Annotated in this window: 11 protein-coding genes; 5 read left to right on the top strand and 6 right to left on the bottom strand. The window is 73.6% G+C overall.

The window, feature by feature from the left end; translation table 11 throughout:
* Positions 1–4 precede the first annotated feature (4 nt).
* The 5 genes from ACLWS4_RS13840 to ACLWS4_RS13860 all read right to left on the bottom strand — a co-directional run bounded on the left by ACLWS4_RS13840 (position 5) and on the right by ACLWS4_RS13860 (position 7672).
* Positions 5–967: an HpcH/HpaI aldolase/citrate lyase family protein gene (locus ACLWS4_RS13840; RefSeq protein ID WP_049655662.1), complete on the bottom strand. Its 963-nt coding sequence runs from the start codon at positions 965–967 to the stop codon at positions 5–7.
* A 42-nt stretch (positions 968–1009) separates the two neighbouring features.
* Positions 1010–3040 carry a protein meaA gene (locus ACLWS4_RS13845; protein ID WP_049655664.1) on the bottom strand — a complete coding sequence of 677 codons (2031 nt, stop codon included), beginning with the start codon at positions 3038–3040 and terminating at the stop codon, positions 1010–1012.
* A complete protein-coding gene (gene ccrA, locus ACLWS4_RS13850) occupies positions 3040–4377 on the bottom strand; it encodes a crotonyl-CoA carboxylase/reductase (RefSeq protein WP_049655667.1) in 1338 nt (445 codons plus the stop codon). Before ccrA ends, ACLWS4_RS13845 begins: the two co-directional genes overlap by 1 nt.
* Before the next feature lie 371 nt (positions 4378–4748).
* The gene (locus tag ACLWS4_RS13855) at positions 4749–5672 is read right to left on the bottom strand and encodes a TetR family transcriptional regulator (RefSeq protein ID WP_380737341.1); all 924 of its coding nucleotides are present in this window, start codon (positions 5670–5672) and stop codon (positions 4749–4751) included.
* Positions 5673–5896: 224 nt separating this feature from the next.
* On the bottom strand, positions 5897–7672 hold the full coding sequence (locus tag ACLWS4_RS13860; protein WP_416874247.1) for a 3-hydroxyacyl-CoA dehydrogenase family protein: 1776 nt from the start codon (positions 7670–7672) through the stop codon (positions 5897–5899).
* 553 nt (positions 7673–8225) lie between these two features.
* Between ACLWS4_RS13860 and ACLWS4_RS13865 the strand changes: the two genes are divergently transcribed.
* The 4 genes from ACLWS4_RS13865 to ACLWS4_RS13880 all read left to right on the top strand — a co-directional run bounded on the left by ACLWS4_RS13865 (position 8226) and on the right by ACLWS4_RS13880 (position 15337).
* Complete coding sequence (locus ACLWS4_RS13865; protein WP_416874248.1) at positions 8226–10937, top strand: MXAN_6230/SCO0854 family RING domain-containing protein; 2712 nt, start codon at positions 8226–8228, stop codon at positions 10935–10937.
* A 77-nt stretch (positions 10938–11014) separates the two neighbouring features.
* A complete protein-coding gene (locus ACLWS4_RS13870; protein WP_416874249.1) occupies positions 11015–12478 on the top strand; it encodes a glutamine synthetase in 1464 nt (487 codons plus the stop codon).
* Positions 12479–12481: 3 nt separating this feature from the next.
* Complete coding sequence (locus ACLWS4_RS13875) at positions 12482–13600, top strand: amidohydrolase family protein (RefSeq protein WP_416874250.1); 1119 nt, start codon at positions 12482–12484, stop codon at positions 13598–13600.
* A 252-nt stretch (positions 13601–13852) separates the two neighbouring features.
* Positions 13853–15337: a S8 family peptidase gene (locus ACLWS4_RS13880; protein WP_049659264.1), complete on the top strand. Its 1485-nt coding sequence runs from the start codon at positions 13853–13855 to the stop codon at positions 15335–15337.
* A gap of 114 nt (positions 15338–15451) precedes the next feature.
* Here ACLWS4_RS13880 and ACLWS4_RS13885 read toward each other — a convergent pair whose 3' ends face one another.
* Positions 15452–16351, bottom strand: coding sequence for a HipA family kinase (locus tag ACLWS4_RS13885; RefSeq protein ID WP_416874251.1), 900 nt, complete (start codon positions 16349–16351; stop codon positions 15452–15454).
* Positions 16352–16442: 91 nt separating this feature from the next.
* Between ACLWS4_RS13885 and ACLWS4_RS13890 the strand changes: the two genes are divergently transcribed.
* Entirely contained in the window at positions 16443–16883 is a 441-nt protein-coding gene (locus ACLWS4_RS13890; RefSeq protein WP_074001617.1) for an SRPBCC family protein, read from the top strand.
* The last annotated feature ends 17 nt before the right edge of the window (positions 16884–16900 follow it).

Consider the following 16900-nt stretch of genomic DNA (forward strand, 5'->3'; position numbering starts at 1 on the left):
CTGCTCAGGCCTCCGGGATCTCGAACTTGGTGGTGCGCTGAAGGCCCGCGGCCCGGCCCTTGCCGGCGACGACCAGCGCCATCTTGCGGCTGGCCTCGTCGATCATCTCGTCGCCGAGCATCGCGGAGCCCTTGGCGCCGCCCGCCTCGGAGGTGCAGTAGTCGTACGCGTCGAGGATCAGCTCGGCGTGGTCGTAGTCCTCCTGCGAGGGCGAGTAGATTTCGTTCGCGGCGGCGACCTGGTCCGGGTGGAGCACCCACTTGCCGTCGAAGCCGAGGGCGGCCGAGCGGCGGGCGACCTCGCGGTAGCCCTCCTGGTTGCGGATCTGGAGGTAGGGGCCGTCGATCGCCTGGAGGTCGTTGGCGCGGGCGGCCATCAGGATGCGCATCAGGATGTAGTGGTAGGCGTCGGCGCCGTAGCCGGGCGGCTGCTCGCCGACCACCAGCGACTTCATGTTGATGGAGGCCATGAAGTCGGCGGGGCCGAAGATGATGGTCTCCAGCCGGGGCGAGGCCTCGGCGATGGCGTCGACGTTGATCAGGCCCTTGGCGTTCTCGATCTGCGCCTCGATGCCGATCCGGCCGACCTCGAAGCCCATGGTCTTCTCGATCTGGGTGAGCAGCAGGTCGAGCGCCTTGACCTGCTCGGCGTCCTGCACCTTCGGCAGCATGATGCAGTCGAGGTTGGGGCCGGCGCCCTCGACCACGGTGATCACGTCGCGGTAGGTCCAGTGGGTGGTCCAGTCGTTGACGCGCACGACGCGGGTCTTGCCGCCCCAGTCGCCGTTGTTGAGGGCGTCGACGATGTTGTGGCGGGCGCTCTCCTTGACCAGCGGGGCGCAGGCGTCCTCCAGGTCGAGGAAGACCTGGTCGGCCGGCAGGCCCTGGGCCTTCTCCAGGAAGCGCGGGTTGCTGCCCGGTACGGCGAGGCAGGAGCGGCGCGGGCGCAGTCGGTTGACAGCAGTCATCAGAATCGAGGGTTCCTTCCCAGTGGTCAGCTGGTCAGCTGGTCAGTTCGTGGCCGCGGTCGGTGCGGACGTCCACGGCTGGAGCTTGTTGGCCAGCCGGATCTCGTCCACGATCCGGCCGATGATGGTGGTGATGCCGAAGTCCTTCGGGGTGAACACGGCGGCGACGCCGGCGGCCTTGAGGGCCTCGCCGTCCGCTGCCGGGATGATGCCACCCACGATCACCGGGACATCCTCCACCCCGGCGCGGCGCAGCCGCTTCAGGACGTCGGGCACCAGCTCGCTGTGCGCGCCGGAGAGGATGGACAGGCCCACGCAGTGGACGTCCTCCGCGACGGCGGCGGAGACGATCTGCTCCGGGGTCAGCCGGATGCCCTGGTAGACCACCTCGAACCCGGCGTCGCGGGCCCGGACGGCGATCTGCTCGGCGCCGTTGGAGTGCCCGTCCAGGCCGGGCTTGCCGACCAGCAGGCGCAGCTTGCCGGCACCCAGCTCCGCGGCGGTCGCGGCGACCGCGGCGCGGACCTGCTCCAGCTCGCCGCCGGGCTCGGCGGCCACCGCGACGGGGGCGCCGCCGACGCCGGTGGGCGCCCGGTACTCGCCGAAGACCTCGCGCAGGGCGAAGGCCCACTCGCCGGTGGTGACGCCGGCCCGGGCGCAGGCGAGCGTGGCCGGCATCAGGTTGGCCTCGGTGGCGGCGACGGCCTTGAGCTCGGCCAGCGACGACTGGACGGCGGCCTCGTCGCGCTCGGCGCGCCAGGCCTCCAGGGCGGCGAGCACGGACTGCTCGGAGGCCGGGTCGACGACCATGATCGCGGTGTCGAGGTCGGCGGTGAGCGGGCTCGGCTCGGTGGTGTCGAAGCAGTTGACCCCGATGATCTTGTCCTCGCCGGACTCGATCCGGGCCCGGCGGGCGGCGTGCGAGGCGACCAGGTTGGACTTCAGGTAGCCGGACTCGACGGCCGGGATCACCCCGCCCATCTCCAGCACCTTGGCGATCTCCGCCTCGGCGCCGGCCAGCAGCTCCTCGGTCTTGGCCTCGATCACCTGGGAGCCGTTGAAGATGTCGCCGTACTCCAGCAGGTCCGACTCGTACGCCAGCACCTGCTGGATGCGCAGCGACCACTGCTGGTCCCAGGGCCGGGGCAGGCCGAGCGCCTCGTTCCAGGCGGGCAGCTGGACGGCCCGCGCCCGGGCGTCCTTGGAGAGGGTGACGGCCAGCATCTCCAGGACGATCCGCTGGACGTTGTTCTCCGGCTGGGCCTCGGTCAGGCCGAGCGAGTTGACCTGGACGCCGTAGCGGAAGCGGCGCTGCTTGGGGTCGGTGACGCCGTAGCGCTCCAGGGTGACCTTCTCCCACAGCCGGGCGAAGGCGCGCATCTTGCACATCTCCTCGACGAAGCGCACGCCGGCGTTCACGAAGAAGGAGATCCGGGCGACCACCTCGCCCATCCGTTCGGCCGGCACCTGGCCGGAGTCGCGCACGGCGTCGAGCACCGAGATGGCGGTGCACATCGCGTAGGCGATCTCCTGGACGGGCGTCGCCCCGGCCTCCTGCAGGTGGTAGCTGCAGATGTTGATCGGGTTCCACTTGGGGATGCTGCCGACCGTGTAGGCGATCATGTCGGTGATCAGCCGCACCGACGGGCCGGGCGGGAAGACGTGCGTCCCGCGCGACAGGTACTCCTTGACGATGTCGTTCTGGGTGGTGCCGGTGAGCGTGGCGATGTCCGCGCCCTGCTCCTCGGCGACCACCTGGTAGAGCGCCAGCAGCCACATCGCGGTGGCGTTGATCGTCATGGAGGTGTTGGTCCGTTCGAGCGGGATGCCGTCGAACAGGGTGCGCATGTCGCCGACGTGCCCGACCGGGACGCCGACCCGGCCGACCTCGCCGCGGGCGAGGACGTGGTCGGAGTCGTAGCCGGTCTGGGTCGGCAGGTCGAAGGCGACGGACAGGCCGGTCTGGCCCTTCGCCAGGTTCCGCCGGTAGAGCGCGTTGGAGTCGCTCGCGGTGGAGTGGCCGGCGTAGGTGCGCATCAGCCAGGGGCGGTCGCGCTTCCGGGGCTCGGTCATCAGATGTTCCTGAAACGGTTGATGGCGTCGAGGTGCTTGGCGCGGAACTCCGCGTCGTGCACGCCCAGGCCCTCCTCGGGGGCCAGGCAGAGCACGCCGACCTTGCCCTGGTGCCTGTTGTGGTGCACGTCCAGGGCGGCCTGGCCGGTCTCCTCCAGGGAGTAGACCTTGGAGAGGGTCGGGTGGATCTTCCCCTTGGCGATCAGGCGGTTGGCCTCGAAGGCCTCGCGGTAGTTGGCGAAGTGCGAGCCGACGATCCGCTTGAGCGACATCCACAGGTACCGGTTGTCGTACTGGTGCATGTAGCCGGAGGTGGAGGCGCAGGTGACGATGGTGCCGCCCTTGCGGGTGACGTACACCGAGGCGCCGAAGGTCTCCCGGCCCGGGTGCTCGAAGACGATGTCCACGTCCTCGCCGCCGGTGAACTCGCGGATCTTCGCGCCCAGGCGCTTCCACTCGCGCGGGTCCTGGTTGTTCTCGTCCTTCCAGAACCGGTAGCCCTCGGCGGAGCGGTCGATGATCGCCTCGGCGCCCATGGCGCGGCAGATCTCGGCCTTCTGGTCGCTGGAGACCACGCAGATCGGGGTGGCGCCGCCGGCCAGCGCGTACTGGGTGGCGTACGAGCCGAGGCCGCCGCTGGCGCCCCAGATCAGCACGTTGTCGCCCTGCTTCATGCCGGCGCCGTTGCGCGAGACCAGCTGGCGGTACGCGGTGGAGTTGACCAGGCCGGGGGAGGCGGCCTCCTCCCAGGTGAGGTGCCGGGGCTTGGGCAGCAGCTGGTTGGTCTTCACCAGGGCCAGCTGCGCCAGGCCGCCGAAGTTGGTCTCGAAGCCCCAGATGCGCTGCTCCGGGTCCATCATCGTGTCGTTGTGGCCGTCCGCGGACTCCAGCTCGACCGAGAGGCAGTGCGCGACGACCTCGTCGCCGGGCTTCCAGGCGTTGACCCCGGCGCCGGTGCGCAGCACCACGCCGGCCAGGTCGGAGCCGACCACGTGGTACGGCAGGTCGTGGCGCTTGGTCAGCGGCGACAGCCGGCCGTACCGCTCCAGGAAGCCGAAGGTGGAGACCGGCTCGAAGATCGAGCTCCAGACGGTGTTGTAGTTCACCGCGCTGGCCATGACGGCGACCAGGGCCTCGCCCGGGCCCAGCTCGGGCAGGGCGACCTCGTCGAGGTGAAGGGACTTGCGGGGGTCCTTGTCGCGGCTGGCGAGGCCCGCGAACATCTGCTCGTCGTCCTTGTGGAGCGTCACCGCCCGGTAGGACTCGGGGAGCTTGATCGCCGCGAAGTCCGCCGACGTGCTGTCGGTGCTGAGGATCGCGTCGAGGATTTCCTGCATGGCTGCCTCCGAAGGCGTACCTGTGCGAGGGTCACAGGGCGTCTGGGGGAGCCGGGAGCGGACACCGGCTTCGCTGAGGTGGGTGGTGGGCGGGTCAGACGGGGCACCCGGGGTGGACCGGGCCGTTCTGGCTCTCTGCTCCCGGGGTGTGGGAACGCCGGACGACGGCGCGCCGAGGTGGGGAGCCGCGGCGCCGCGACTGGTGAGTAACAAGGTAGTGGCACCCTGTGCCACTCGTAAAGACACCGGGTGCCAGGAATTCCAGCCGGTTCGGAGGCCGCGTGACGCGCGTTGCGCGGGCATGCGAAAGGCCCGCGCCGACATCCCGGCGCGGGCCCTCGATATCGCTCTGACCTGCGTGAATACTGGGTCTACGACTCCCGGGCGCCACTCAGCGCGGCCCGGATGCTGTCCACCACGACGTCCAGCGGAGCGTCCGTCCGGGCGACTGTGATGAGCACCTCACCTCCGGGACTGGCACTCAGTGCGCTCTCGACCCCGGCGTCCCCCGGGGTCCCGTTGGCACCCGGTGCCACCACCGATCCCCGCCTCCTGGCACCCGGGGCACTGGAGGCCCAGAAGGTCCGCCGGATCACCTCGAAGGAGTGGTCCAGCTGCGCCTCCACGTCGCCCCGGCCGCCGGCCCGCAGCCAGCGCCGCAGCACGTGGTTGTGCGCCGCGACCACCGCCGCCGCCGAGACCTCGGCCAGCATCGAGTCGTCCTCGCCGCCGCGCTGCCAGCCGGACGGGATGGACTCGCCGGTGTCGAAACGGCCCAGCAGGTAGCGGGTGAACAGCCGCTCGTAGCGGGCCACCACAGCGATCTCCCGCTCGCGCAGCGCCGGGACCTGACGGATCAGCTGGTACCGCGCCACCGACACCCCCGGGGTGGAGGCGTACATCCGCAGCACCTCCTTGATGCCGCGGCAGACCACGTCCAGCGGGTGCTCCTCCGGCTCCGCGCTGGCCAGCAGGTCGGCCACCCGCACCAGGGTGTCGTCGTGGTCCGGGAAGATCGCCTCCTCCTTGGACCGGAAGTACCGGAAGAAGGTGCGCCGGGCCACCCCGGCGGCGGCCGCGATCTGGTCGACCGTGGTCTCCTCGTAGCCCTGCGAGGCGAACAGCTCCATCGCGGCCGTGGCCAGGTCCTGGCGCATCTGCTGGCGCTGCGCCGCCGCCCGGCGGCTGCCCGGCCCGCCCTCCGGCCCGGTGCCCCCGGTCGAGGGGCTGGTCCGGTCGGCGCCGCCGTGCGGCCCGGCGGGGTGCTGCGGGGAGGTTGACTGAACCCGATCCATGTCCGGAACGCTACACGGCCCGGACGGCGCGCCCGCGGCCCTTCCCCGCCGCACCGGCACCACCGGTCCGGTCACGGCCGGGCGGGGCCAGCGGGAGGTCGCCGTCCCGGGGCTCCAGGCGGGGCGCGGGGAGGCCGCGGAGCCCGGTGGCGGCGCGGCGTGCGGTCCGGCCGGGGGCGGCTCGTACGGCAGCTCGTACGGGCCGCCCCCGGCCTGCGGGGTGGTCACCGGCGCGCGTGGTCGCGGAAGCCGCGGCCGGTCTTGCGGCCCAGGCAGCCCGCCGCGACCAGGTGCTCCAGCAGCGGCGCGGCCGCCAGACCGGGCTCGCGGAACTCCTGGTGCAGCACCCGCTCGATCGTCAGCGAGACGTCCAGGCCGACCACGTCCAGCAGCTCGAACGGGCCCATCGGGTAGCCGCAGCCGAGCTTCATCGCGGTGTCGATGTCGTCCACCGTCGCGTAGTGCTCCTGGAGCATCCGCACCGCGTCGTTCAGGTAGGGGAAGAGCAGCGCGTTGACGATGAAGCCGGCCCGGTCGCCGCACTCCACCGGGTGCTTGCGGACCTTCGCGGTCAGCTCCAGCACCGTCGCGGTGACGTCCGGCGCGGTCAGCACGGTGGAGACCACCTCGACCAGCTTCATCGCCGGGGCCGGGTTGAAGAAGTGCATGCCGATCACGTCCTGCGGCCGCGAGGTGGCGGTCGCGCAGCTGATCACCGGCAGCGAGGAGGTGGTGGTGGCGAGCACCGCGCCCGGCCGGACGATCTTGTCCAGGGTGGCGAACAGCTCGCGCTTGACCGCCAGGTCCTCGGCGACCGCCTCGACCACCAGGTCCACCTCGGCCAGCTCGGTGTACTGGCCGACCGGGGTGACCAGCGCCAGCGCGGCGTCCCGCGCCTGCGCGGACAGCCGGCCCTTGGCCACCGAGCGCTCCAGCGACCTCGCCAGCTGCGCCTTGGCCGCATCGGCCTTCTCCTGGCTGCGGGCGGCCAGCAGCACCGGGTGCCCGGCCTTGGCGAACACCTCGGCGATGCCGGTGGCCATCGTCCCGGAGCCGCAGACGCCGACGGTGCGCACCTCCCGGCCCGGCACCTTCGGCAGGGCCGGCCCGGTCGCCGCGTCCACGGCGCGGGACGAGCCCGGCGCCTCGTAGGTGTAGAAGCCGCGGCCGGTCTTGCGGCCCAGCAGCCCGGCCGCGACCAGCTGGCCGAGGATCGGGGCCGGTGCGTGCAGGCGGTCCCGGGACTGCTCGTACATCGCCTCCAGCACGGTGCGCGCGGTGTCGACGCCGATCAGGTCGAGCAGCGCCAGCGGGCCCATCGGCAGGCCGCAGCCGAGCCGCATCGCGGCGTCGATGTCCTCCCGCGAGGCGTACTTGGACTCGAACATCGCGGCGGCCTGGTTCAGGTAGGCGAACAGCAGGCCGTTCACCACGAAGCCGGCCCGGTCGCCGGCCGCCACCGGCTCCTTGCCGAGGTCGCGGGCGAAGGCGGCGGCGTCCTCGGCGGTCCGCGGGGAGGTCAGCACCGTGCGGACCACCTCGACCAGCTTCATGCCGTGCACCGGGTTGAAGAAGTGCAGGCCGAGCACCCGCTCCGGACGGGCGGTCGCGGCGGCGATCCGGGTCACCGACAGCGCGGTGGTGCCGGTGGCCAGGACGGTGCCCTCCGGGCAGATCCGGTCCAGCTCGGCGAAGACCTCCCGCTTCAGCTCCAGCTGCTCGGGGACCTCCTCGATCACCAGGTCCGCCCCGGCGGCGGCCGCGAGCTCGTGGCCGACCGAGATCCGGGCCAGCAGCCCGGTGCGCTCCTCGGCGGTGAGCCGCTCCCGGCCGACCGCGTGCGCGGTGGCCTCCTCGATCCGGGCCAGCGCCCGGGCGGCCGAGTCCTCGGTGGCCTCGATGCCGATCACCCGGCGGCCGCTCTTGGCGACGGCCACCGCGACGCCGGCACCCATCGTGCCGAGGCCGACGACGGCGACAGTGGGGAAGGGACGCTCCATCTGTCCTGTACTCCTAGTCATGAAGGGCCCGCGCGTGCTCCGGCGGGCACGCCGCCGCGCCCGTACGCCGGGGGCGGCCGCCCCCGGAGGAGGGTCCACGCGCGAGGGCTGGGGAGATGACGGGGTGTCTGGCACACCGGGGCGGGGGCCGGTCCGCTCCGGCCCGATCGCGGGTGTGCCGTGGTGCTCAGGCGCTCGAAGGTGAAGGAGACGGCCCTGATACGAGGAGGAACCCGGCCCGCCGCGGTCCGCGGCACCGGCCGGTGAAGGTGAAGGCGCACCGCGCGGGCGCCGGAGAAGCGGCGACCGCGGCCTGCCGCCGGTGCGGCTCCCGAAGCCCGGCGGTGGTGCGTGCCCGGCCACTGTAGCGAAGCTACTCGCGAGTAGGAAGAGGGCGGGACCGGAAAACCGTTCAGGGCCGCGGGCGGGCGTTCGCTAGGGTGATCGACGCGGGGGCGGCTCCGCGGCGTGCTTCCTTCTCACTCATCTGCAAAATGAACCCGAGTGCGCCCACTCTCCGCCCCCGCTTCGTCGTTCCCACGGGGGAAGAGCTGTGAAGAATCCGAGCACCACCGCGCCGCGGGCCGGTCTGGACGCCTACCTGCTGCGCCGCCACGGAACGGTCCTGGGCGAGCCCGGAGCCGTCCCCGGCGAACCCCAGCCCTGGACGGCCCAGGGGCTGGTCGTCCTGGAGGCCGACCTCGCCCGGCGCGGCTACGTGCTCACCGCACCGCTGCGGGCCGCCCTCGGCCGACTGCGCCCGCTCGACCTCGCCGCGGCCGGCACCCGGCTGCTGCGCGGCATCGACGCGATGCTCGGCGCCGACCGCAGCCACACCCCGCTGTTCCGCCGCTTCCCCGAGGGCGTGCCCTCGCACGCCCACGCCGACTACTCCGCGATCATCCGCGGCTACCTGCTCTGCCAGGCGAGCCAGGTCTGCCTGCTCTGCGAGCGGACCAGCCTGGAGGCCGGCATCGGCGCCCTCGCCCCCTGCGCCCACCTGCTGTGCGGCGACTGCTACCTGGAACTGGTCGAGGCCGGCGGCGACCACCGCTGCCCGCTCTGCCACACCCGGCTGGAGCGCAAGCGCCGGCTGTCCACCGACACCAGGGCCGCCCGCAACGCCGCCCGCGAACTGCGGTCCGGACAGCAGCTCAAGCCGCTGCGCCTGGCCGACCCCGAGGACGTGGACGGCCTCGCCGCCACCGCACTGGCCGCGCTGCTCGCCCGGCAGACCCCGCTGAGCCCGCAGGACCGCGAGGACCTCGCCCTGCTGCTCCACCACGCCCCCGCCGACCCGGCCGGCTGGCTGCCCGCCGAGATCCCCGTCCGGGAGACCCGCGCCACCGTGCTGGCCGCCCTGCTGCACCGCGACCGGGAGGCCGCCCGACCGCTGCTCGCCGCCCACCTCACCACCGCCACCGACGTCCTGCGGCTGATCTGGGCGTGGTCCGGCGCCGAACCCGACCTGCTGCCGGAGACCGCCAGCACGCTGCGCCTGCGCAACCTGCCCCGCCCGCTGCGCCGCGACCTGCTCGCCGTCCTGGACGCGTTCCCGGCCGGCACCCTCGCCGAGGACCTGCGCCGCCACCGCGAGCCCTGGCTGCGGGTCGGCGAACTGCTGCACCCGTACGAGCACCACGCCCGCTTCCCTCACGCGGCGGCCGCGTTCGCGGTCCTCCGGCAGAGCGACCTCGACCTGCACGGCCTCGGCCCGCTGCTGCGCGAGGCGCCCGCCCCGCTGCGGGTGCGCGAGACACCCGGCGGACACGGCCGGCTGACCGTGGAGACCTTCGCCGCCCGGGTCGAGCACGCCCTCGAACAGGGCGACCTGCCCGCCGCCGTCCAGCTGCTGGCCCGCCGTCCGGGCGAACTGGTGCGCCGGCTGCACCACCTGCTGCGGGTGCACGCCGCCTGGCTCCCCGGCGAACCGCTGCCCGCCGAACTCGCCGAGGCGCTGCCCGTCGCCCTGCGCGCCGTCGCCCCCGGCCCGCTGCTCGGCGCGTACGGACGGCTGCGCGCGCCGCGCGAGTACGGCGAGCGGCGGCTGTACTTCCCGCGCGGCCGGGTCGCCTCGGCGCACGCCCGCGCCGACCGGGGCACGCCCGTCCCGGCCGGGCTCAGCGCGCCCGTCTGCGCCCTGATCGAAGCCGAACTGCTGCGCAGGGCCGGGCAGTCGGTCCAGGGCCGGGAGCGTTGCGAGGTGGCCGTGCTGGACGCCGCGCTGGCCGACCTGGTGGTGCCCTTCGCCGAGCGCGCCAGCGCCAGGACCCTGGTCGCGGTGCCGCGCGGCAGCGTGCAACCCCTCCCGGAGGGGCAGCGGCTGCGGCTGTTCGTGCACTGGATGCAGCGTCCGCACCAGCGGGTGGACCTCGACCTGTCGGTCGCCTTCTACGACGAGGACTGGCAGTTCACCGGTCTGTGCGACTACACCCGGCTGGTCGCCGGGCCGCGCGCCGCCGTCCACTCCGGCGACTACACCAGCGCCCCGCCGCCGCACGGCGCCACCGAGTTCGTCGACCTCGACCTGCCCGCGCTGGGCGGGGCCGGGGCCCGGTACGCCGTGGTCGTGGTGTTCAGTTACAACGACGTCCCCTTCGAGGACCTCACCGACGCCTTCGCCGGGTTCATGGCCCTCGACCCCGCCCAGGGCGCCAAGCGGCACAGGGGGGCCTTCCGCCCGAAGGACGTCCGCCAGCGCCTCGACCTCGCCGGGGACGCCAGGATCTGCGTGCCGATGATCGTCGACCTCCGGTCCCGCGCCTACACCTGGACCGACCTCAACGTGGGCTCCGGCACCGGGTTCCACAACCTCGACCGGCACCACGCCGCGGTCGGTTCGCTGGCCGCCGACGTCCTGACCCACTTCGCGCCCGGCACCCGGGCCACCCTGTGGGACCTCGCCTGCGCCACCGCCGCGGCGGGCAGCGACGAGGTGCTGGTCCGCGACCGGACCGGCCGCGGGCTCGACGTCTACCGCCGGGGCGCGGACGAGCCGGTGAGCGCCTTCGCCGAGCGGCTGCGCGCCCGCCACGAGAGCGACCGGCGCACCGAGCGGCCGCCGGACGACACCGCCCGGCTGATCGCCGAACGCCTCGGCGGCACGCGGGCGTTCGCCGCCCTGGTGCACGCCGACGTGCCCGCTCCGGCCGAGCTGCGCGGGACGCTCTACCGGCTCTACCCGGGCCCGACCGACGCGGCCCCGGACACCCTGGAGCGGATCACCGCGGGGGAGTTGACCGCCAGGTTCGCCCCGAACGGGTGAACGGGTGAACGGGGGCGCCCGCAGGACCACCCGATAGGGGAGTTACCCGACCCCGACCGGCGGGGCAGCATGACGGCATGACCACCGGAACCGCCGCCGTCGACCCCACCGCGCCCGGGCCCGCCGAGCCGCCCGTCACCGCCGAACGGCTCGCCGCCGCCGCGGTGGCGGCCGTCGCGCTGCCACCGCGCGAGGAGCGGGCCGCCCGGGCGGCGCAGGCCGTCGACCGGCTGCGCACCGAGGCCGTCGAGGCGGTGGCCGTCACCTGGGTGGACAACGCGGGCATCACCCGGGTCAAGGCCGTGCCGCTCGGCGGCCTGCTGCACGCCGCGCAGTGGGGCGTCGGCACCGCGCCCTGCTTCGACGTCTTCCTCGCCGACGACGCGATCACCACCAGCCCGATCATCGGCGGCCCCACCGGGGACCTCAGGCTCTACCCGGACCTCGACCGGATCGTCCCGCTGGCCGCCCAGCCCGGCTGGGCCTGGGCCCCGGGGGACAGGTACACCCAGGCCGGCGCCCCGCACCCCGGCTGCCAGCGGCTGTTCGCCCGCCGGGCCCGGGCGGTGGCGGCCGCGCGCGGCCTGAGCCTCAAGGCGGGCATCGAGGTCGAGTGGACGGTCGCCCTGGCCGGCGCCCCGGGGGAGGGGCCGCAGTACCCGACGCACGGCCCGGCGTACGGGATGCACCGGGTCACCGACCTCTCCGACTACCTGCGGGACGTCCTGCGCGCCCTCGGCCGGCAGGGCCTGAGCGTCCTCCAGATCCACCCCGAGTACTCCCCGGGCCAGTTCGAGGTCTCGGTCGCCCCCGAGGACCCGGTCGCCGCCGCCGACACCTCCGTCCTGGTCCGGCACACCGTCCGGGCGGTCTCCGCCCGGCACGGCCTGCGGGTCTCCTTCGCCCCGGTGGTGGAGGCCGGCGCCGTCGGCAACGGCGGGCACCTGCACGTCAGCCTCTGGCGGGACGGGCGCAACCTCGGCCACGGCGGCCCCGGCCCGCACGGCCTGACGGCCGAGGCCGAGGGCTTCCTCGCCGGGGTGCTCGACGCGCTGCCCGAACTGCTGGTGCTGGGCTGCTCCAGCCCGGCCGGGTACTTGCGGCTGGTGCCCTCGCACTGGGCGGGCGCCTACCAGTGCTGGGGCCTGGAGAACCGGGAGGCCGCGCTGCGCCTGGTGACGGGCTCCACCGGGGAGCGGTCCGCCGCCGCCAACGCCGAGGTCAAGTGCTTCGACGCGAGCGCCAACCCGTACCTGGCGGTCGGCGGGGTGATCGCGGCCGGCCTCGCCGGGCTGGAGCAACGCCGCGCGCTGCCACCGGAGTCCACCGGCGATCCGGCGGCCGCCGAGCCCGGCACGGTGCCCCGGCTGCCGGCTTCCCCGGCCGAGGCGATCGCCGCGTACGAGCGCTCGGCGGTGCTGCGCGAGGCCCTCGGCGAGCCGCTCTACCAGGCGGTGCTGGCGGTGCGCCGGGCGGAGCGGGAGCAGTACGCGGCCGTCACGCCCGAGGAGTTGGTCGCGGCCACCCGCTGGCGGTACTGAGCGGTGGCCCGGCCGGAGGGGCCCGCGCTGGTCGACCACCACTGCCACAGCGTGGTGGCGGCCGAGCTCGCCGACGACGCCCTGGCCGGGCTGCTCACCGAGTCCGACCGCCCGCCCGCGCCCGGCTGTTCGCCCTTCGACAGCGCGCTGGGCCTCGCGGTGCGGCGCTGGTGCCCGCCCGTGCTCGGCCTGCCGGCGCACGCCCCGGCCGCCGACTACCTGGCCCGGCGGCGGGAGTTGGGCGCGGCCGGGGCCACCGGGCGGCTGCTGGCGGCCGCCGGGCTGGACGCCTGCCTGGTGGACACCGGGCTGACGACTGCCGCGGGCCACGAGCTGCTGCCGTTGGCCGAACTCGCCGGGGCCACCGGGGCGTCGGTGCGCGAGGTGGTCCGGCTGGAGTCGGTCGCCGCGGCGGTGACGGCCGGCGCCGGGGACTGGCCGGGGGCCGTCGCGCAGGCGCTCGGGTCGGCCGCCGCCGGGGCCGTCGCGGTCAAGTCGGTGCTCGCCTACCGGCACGGGCTGGCGGCCCCCGCCGAACGCCCCGCCACCGCGGCCGTGGTGGCCGCGGCCGGCGCCCACCTGCGCTCCGGGCGGGGCCGGCTGACGGATCCGGTGCTGCTGCACCACCTGCTCTGGACGGCCGTGGACGTCTGCGCCGAGCTCGGCCTGCCGCTCCAACTCCACACCGGCTTCGGCGATCCGGACCTCACCCTGCACCGGGCCGACCCGTCGCTGCTGACGGACTTCGTGCGGGCCGCCGAGCCCAGTGGCGTCCCGCTGGTGCTGCTGCACGGCTACCCGTACCACCGGCAGGCCGCCTGGCTGGCCCAGGCCTTCCCGACGGTGTACACCGACCTCGGGCTGACGGCCTCCTACACCGGGCCGCGGGTGGCCGCGGTGCTGGGCGAGATGCTGGAGCTGGCCCCGTTCGGAAAATTGCTGTTCTCCACCGACGCCTACGGGCTGCCCGAACTCTTTCTGGTGGGGACCTGTCAGTTCCGGTACGGACTGGGCGCGGTGCTGGCGGACTGGCAGGCCGACGGCGCCTGTTCCGCGGCCGACGCCGAGCGGGTGGCGGGCCTGGTCGCGGGCGGCAACGCGCGTCGGTTGTACGCGTTGTAGCGGCGCGATCCGCGCTGGTGGCCGAGGTTCCGAGGGGTGCGGCCGCACGTCGGCGAACCATCACTTTTTAACACTCTTGACCTCTGTTTCCCTGTTGACCCCCGAACGGTCGCATCCCGGTTTCTGGTTCAGATGTGACGATTAGATGACTACCTCTTGCGCTTATAAGCAAATATTCATTAGCGTCCCGGTCATTCCCAAGCGCACCTGCCACCGCAGCTGCCGCCTTGACGACTCGGGAGGCCAACCCTCATGCGTGTTCCTCGGATCAGCGGTACCCGGTACGCGGCAGTGGGCGTCGTGCTCGCCACTGCCGGCGCCCTCGCGCTGCCGGCCGGCACCGCCGTCGCGGCCCCCGCGGCCGACCCGACGACCGGTCCGGTGATGAGCTACGTCGTCAACACCAAGGCCAACCACGGTCAGGTGCAGAAGGTCGAGAAGGCCATCACCGGCCTCGGCGGCACGGTGGTCCAGTCGTACGAGCAGGTCGGCGTCGTGGTCGCCCGCTCGAACGACACCAAGTTCGCCGAGAAGCTGCGCCTGGCCAAGGGCGTCGACTCGGTCGGTGCCAGCCGCACCAAGGGCATCCAGGCCTCCGACCAGGGCAAGGCCGACGTCGCCGCCGAGCCGGCCGCCGCGGCCGCCCCGGGCCAGGAGCCCTACGACGCCTACCAGTGGGACATGCGTCAGATCGGTGCCGACAAGGCCCACAAGATCTCGCTCGGCAGCCGCAACGTCACCGTCGGCGTCCTGGACTCCGGCATCGACGCCACCCACGAGGACCTGGCCGCCAACGTGGACGCCTCGCAGTCGGTCTCCTGCATCGACGGCAAGACGAACACCGACTGGAAGGCCTGGCAGCCGACCACCAGCGACCACGGCACCCACGTGGCCGGCACCATCGGCGCCGCCAAGAACGGCAAGGGCATCGTCGGTGTCGCGCCGAACGTCAAGCTGGCCGCCGTCAAGGTCGTCGACGACGGCGGGTTCATCTACCCGGAGAACGCGGTCTGCGGCTTCGTCTGGGCCGGCGAGCACGGCTTCAAGGTGACCAACAACAGCTACTTCGTCGACCCGTGGATGTTCAACTGCAAGACGGACAAGGACCAGGCCGCCATCTCGGACGCCGTCCGCAAGGCCGTCGCCTTCTCGCAGCGCAAGGGCGTCCTCAACGTCGCCGCCGCCGGTAACGAGAACCTCGACCTGGCGCACAAGACCGTCGACGTGGCCAGCCCGGACGACACCACCCCCGCCTCCCGCCCGGTCACCAACGACTGCCTGTCGCTGCCGACCGAGCTGCCCGGCGTCGTCGCCGTCTCCGCGGTGGGCTCCGAGGGTGTCAAGGCGTACTACTCCAGCTACGGCAAGGGCGTCGTCTCCGTCACCGCGCCCGGTGGCGACCGCCGCTTCCAGCTCCCGGACACCCCCGACAAGGACGGCCGCATCCTGTCCACCATCCCCGGTGGCAAGTACGGCTACATGCAGGGCACCTCGATGGCCACCCCGCACGTCGCCGGCGTGGTCGCGCTGCTCGCCAGCACCTTCCCGTGGGCCAGCCCGGACGAGCTGACCGAGATGCTGACCAGCCACGCCGAGTCCGTCCCGTGCCCGAAGGGCGAGTTCAACCCGGGCGGCGCCGGTGCCTGGAAGGCCACCTGCGAGGGCACCACGAACGACAACGGCTTCTACGGCGCGGGCCTGGTCAACGCCGAGAAGGCGGTCCAGTGGTGGCGCTGACGCGCTGACCGCGGACAGCACTGAACAGTAGAACCGGGGAGCGGGCCCACAGGGTCCGCTCCCCGGTCGCGTTCCCACCCGTCGGCGTTCCGGCCGCGTCGGGCCCGAACCCGGCTAGCCCTCGTCGGCGTACTGCTCCCAGGCCGTCTCCACCGACGGCTTGCCGTGCAGGTCCGGTACGTCCCGCAGCCAGGCCGGCCGCCCGGCCCTGGTCCGGGCCGCCCGCCGCCGCTCCGCCTCGCGCAGCTGCTCGGGCGTGGCGAAGCCCTCCGGCAGCCACTCCTCGGAGAGCACCACCCGGGCGGCGAGGTGGGCGACGTAGGCGTGCCGGACGGCGTCCACCGAGTCGAAGCCGGGCTCGCCGGCCAGCCACTCGTCCGGGACGAGCGCCGCCACCTCCTCCAGCAGCGGCACGGTGACCAGCGGCCCGAGCTCCTCGTCGGCCAGCCGGACGTCCGGGGCCGAGCCGCCGAGCGCGTGGGCGCTGAGGTCGTACCGCTTGCCGACCGAGGCCTCGGCCCCCGCCCAGCGGTGGTGGAAGATCAGCGCGGCGCCGTTGTCGATCAGCCAGAGCCGCCCGTGCCAGACCACCAGGTTGGGGTTGTGCACGGTGCGGTCGACGTTGCCGGTCAGGGCGTCCAGCCAGACCACCCGGCCGGCCTCGGCCGAGTCCACGGTGATCATCCCCGGCCGGAAGTCCCGCGCGCCGGGCAGCAGGTCCATCCCGAGGTTGACCCCGGCGCTGGCCTTGAGCATGTCCTGGATCTCGGCGTCCGGTTCGTCCGCGGCGACGGCCGGGTCGAAGTCCACCAGCCGCAGCTCCGGCACCCGCAGGCCCAGCCGCCGGGCCAGTTCACCGACGACGACCTCGGCGATCAGAGCCTTGCGGCCCTGCGCGGCCCCGGTGAACTTGACCACGTACGTGCCTAGGTCGTCGGTCTCCACCACGCCCGGAACGGAGCCGCCGGCCCGCAGCGGGTCGACGTAGCGCACAGCAGTCACCAGATCGAGCACACCGGCCACCCTATCCCGCCGCGTCGCGGGCGGGACCCTGTGATTGGCTTGCCGGACAGAGCGGTTCCCACCACATGAGGAGAGCAAGGTCATGGGACAGGTGCAGGCCACCACCGAGCGGGTCTACGACGCCGCGCCCGAGCGGGTGTACGAGGCGCTGGCCGACTACCAGGTGACCCGCCCGAAGCTGCTGCCCGCGCAGTACAGCGAGTACGAGGTGCGGGTCGGCGGCACCGGTGCCGGCACCCAGGTGCACTGGAAGCTCCAGGCCACCGAGAAGCGGGTGCGCGACTGCCTCTTCACCGTCTCCGCGCCCGAGCCCGACCAGCTGGTCGAGAAGGACGCCAACTCCAGCATGGTGATCACCTGGACCGTCTCGGCCGTCGGCGAGGGCCGCGCCAAGGTCACCGTGACCGCCACCTGGCAGGGCGCCACCGGCATCGGCGGCTTCTTCGAGCGCACCTTCGCCCCGAAGGGCCTGAACCGGATCCACGACCAGGTGCTGGCCAACCTGGCCGCCGAGGTCCGCTGAGGCCCACCGAGGTCCAC

Origin of the sequence: Kitasatospora sp. SC0581, assembly GCF_048159585.1 — a bacterium.
Lineage (GTDB): Bacteria > Actinomycetota > Actinomycetes > Streptomycetales > Streptomycetaceae > Kitasatospora.